This is a genomic window from Microcoleus sp. Z1_B2 (assembly GCF_036700325.1).
GTDB lineage: Bacteria > Cyanobacteriota > Cyanobacteriia > Cyanobacteriales > Microcoleaceae > Microcoleus.
On the sequence record NZ_JAUBOQ010000104.1, the window covers coordinates 532 to 4,011 of the forward strand.

Annotated in this window: 2 protein-coding genes; both read right to left on the reverse strand. The window is 50.0% G+C overall.

Annotated elements, in window-relative coordinates; all coding sequences use genetic code 11:
• A partial coding sequence (locus QT984_RS29560; RefSeq protein ID WP_333375566.1) for a DUF4347 domain-containing protein occupies positions 1-2,474 on the reverse strand: 2,474 nt, incomplete at its 3' end.
• A 291-nt stretch (positions 2,475-2,765) separates the two neighbouring features.
• Positions 2,766-3,480 (reverse strand): sulfotransferase (locus QT984_RS29565; RefSeq protein ID WP_333375564.1); only part of this gene is annotated, 715 nt, incomplete at its 5' end.

The following is a 3,480-nucleotide window of genomic DNA, read 5'->3' on the forward strand; positions in this document are numbered from 1 at the left end:
GTAGGAATTATGCCTGTGAAGTCAGCAGGAAGTGCCGTACCGGAAAGAGCAACATTAACGGTTTGATTGCCGACAACGGCTTGGGATGCTGTGGCGGTAACGGTGATTGCTGTGGTTCCCGCTTCGGTGCCGGCGGTGGGAGTAACTGAGAGGTTGACTGCGGGAAAGTCGTTGTCGGTAATTGCAATATTTTGAGTGGTGTTTGTTCCCAATGTCAAGCCAGCAGAAGGATTGCTGATAGTTAAAGTTGCGGTTTCGCTTCCTTCAATTAAGGCATCATCGGCAACAGTGAAAGTGAAAGTACCTGTAGTTTGTCCGCTAGGAATGGTAATGCTAGTAGGAATTATGCCTGTGAAGTCAGCAGGAAGTGCCGTACCGGAAAGAGCAACATTAACGGTTTGATTGCCGACAACTGCTTGGGATGCTGTGGCGGTGACGGTGATTGCTGTGGTTCCCGCTTCTGTGCCCGTGGTGGGAGTAACTGAGAGGTTGACTGCGGGGAAGTCGTTGTCGGTAATTGCAATATTTTGAGTAGTTTTTGTTCCCAATGTCAAGCCAGCCGAAGGAGTGCTGATAGTTAAAGTGCCTGTTTCGCTGCCTTCAATTAAGGCATCATCGGCAACAGTGAAAGTGACAGTACCCGTAGTTTGTCCGCTGGGAATTGTGATGGTTGTGCCGCTGAGGTTGTAGTCGCCGGCGGTGATATTTGTTCCTGTGACGCCTAAGTTAACGGTTTGATTGCCGACAACGGCAGCAGATGCTGTGGCGGTAACGGTGATTGCTGTGGTGCCTGCTTCGGTGCCTGCGTTACTGCTAACTGAGAGGTTGACGGTGTTGCCGAGAATAGTGCCGTAAACATCGTTATTGTTTTGGCTGCTGCCGACACCGTTGGCGGGGGTGTTGGCAGCAGGGAGGCTAGCTTGGTTGGCGGCGCTGTTGGTGGTGAAAGTTGCTCCTAATGAGGTGACAGTAGGCAAAGCAGTCGGCATTCCCTGGTGGTTGCCGTTGGTGTTTTTGAGGGCCTGCATGGCGAAGATGGCACCGCCTAAGCCTTGGCCCTTGTTTTTACCCGTGCCGCCTGTGGCGGTGTTGCTGCTGAAGGTGGCGTTGTTTAGGGTTAAAGAACCCGTGCGGATGAAGATGGCACCCCCCATACCAGCCCCGCCGCCGCCGACGCCGCCGCCGCCGCCACCTTTGCCGCCGCCATAGCCGCCGACGCCGTCGCCAAAGTTACCGCCACCGCCGCCGCCGCCATAGCCGCCAAAGCCACCGCCGCCATAGCCGCCAAAGCCGCCCCCGCCGCCAAAGCCGCCCTCGCCACCAAAGCCGCCGCCGCCCAAGCCACCGCCGCCACCAAAGCCGGCTGTGCCACCATTGTCGCCAAAGCTGGTTGTGCCGCCGCCACCAAAGCCACCGGGGCCGCCACCGTAATTGCCGTTACCTCCATAAGCACCAGCAGTGCCAGTGCTACTTGCAAATAGCCCGCCGCCACCGCTGTCGTCGCTGTTGCCGAACATTCCGCCACCACCGGCATCGAAAGCTTTGTTTGCACCATTACCGCCGACAGCCTTGTTATTGCTAAAGGCGACGTTGTTCACCGTCACGCTACCGCCATAAATGAACAAGCCGCCTCCCATGCCAGCGCCGCCACCGCCTAGATAACTACTCCCTCCTTGGGCTTTGCTGTTGGTGACTGTCATGTTGGAGAAATCAACGATGCCCGACTTAACAAAGAAGGGGCGAAACTGGTTGTTACCGCTAACGATTCTATTGTTACCACTAAAACTGATATCGCTGTTAATTAGGTTTTTCATCACCGCCGTTACTGTCACGTCGGTATCGAGGATGATGGTGTCTGCACCAGGGTTGACGTTGGCTTGCCGAATTGCCCAAGAAAGGCTGTTTGCAACTGTGTCATCTCCCGTGTCGGTGGCGACGGTGACATTAAAAGTTGCCAGTGTATAGTCATAATCTTTCATCGCCTGCCGATTAAACGGCACGGCGGATTCAATCTGGCCCGTTACTATTTCTAAATCCCAGTCGCCGCCTTTAACTGCATTTCCCGTCAAGTCGTTAGAGGCTGCGACATCTGCACCTGTGAGTTCACTCAATCGCTTGACAAAATTATTGCCAGTTTCTCCGGCGGCTGCATCGCATCCATACAGTAGGATATCTCCGTTCTCTGTCAGAGCATTTCCCCACTGTTTTAGCTGAGTGTTGAAATTTTCGAGCTCATTCCCATTGAGTACGTCTGCACCGAGTTTTAAACTGCCTTGGTTGCCGTGAGAAACTACATGAACAGCTTCAATGCCACTTTCACTAGCCAGTGCTTGGGTAATTTGTTCAATGCCACTACGCTGGTCATCTAAAATGACTATTTTGGCGTTAGCATCTGCGCCCTCTATCAAGTTTTGATAATTCTGTACAGAAGAGTCAACGAAAATAATTTGCTTGTTGGCGGTTGATGAGTTCATAATTACTGAAATCCTTGATATATATGGTTTACATTTAAGTCCGGCAGGGGTTGAAACCCCCGCATCAAAGCTTAATCTCAAATCCGGTGCCATTGGAATTGATATTACCCACAGTCAGGACACGGCACCGTGCCAATTGGTGTCAACTTAAGCTGTGTTCCCGCCAATTCAGCTAGTAAACCCGCCAGTCCGCCAGGGAATGAATTCCCTGTCTCATAGCTCAAGTCCTCTTAAGAGGACTAATGAGTTTTTCAGTCCTCTTAAGAGGACTTTCGCTTTGAGGCAGGGGTTTCAACCCCTGCCGGACTGTGGCTTCGCTACAATCGCACTAGCACGACTATTTGTTGAATCTGTCCAAAAAGATAAGCCATCAAATCGCTCAAACAAGTCGGGGGGTAAAATCGTTTTTCTCGGTTTAAACTCGACTTGAGCACGCACTTGATGTAACCCTTGTGTTTTCAGCTTATTATCAAATTCTGGCTCGTGATATTGAACATTCTCGAAATCATGCTCAAAAGGCTCTTCACCAAGAAATTGATAAATCAGCGACATTGTTTTAGCCGGCTTTATGGTTAATAGGTCGTAATCTACCAGTAGAAGAGATGCACTCTGTTCGCTATAAAATGATTCTTTAAGAGCGTTATAAGCATAACCAACTAAACGCGAACCTTGACTTAATGCTTCGGTACGGCTATAAACTGTAGCCCGTTCCGCTGGATTATTAAATAACCTCGAAACATCAAAGGCGTTGCGCCGAATCAGTAGCTCAATGCTGTCCATAATCCAAGCAATGTTTCTGACGCAGCAGATGACTTTTGCTTCGGGAAATAGTTCCAGAATTAATGGCAACTTGCTGCACCAAAGACGATTTGTGTCGAATATCACTTCTTTTTCAGCTTGCGGGTGGTAATAAGCTGAAAAGATGCTCATAACGGGACTTAAACATAAAATACGATAAAAATAGGTTATAATGCTTACATAGCAAGCATATAACGTTAAAAAATGA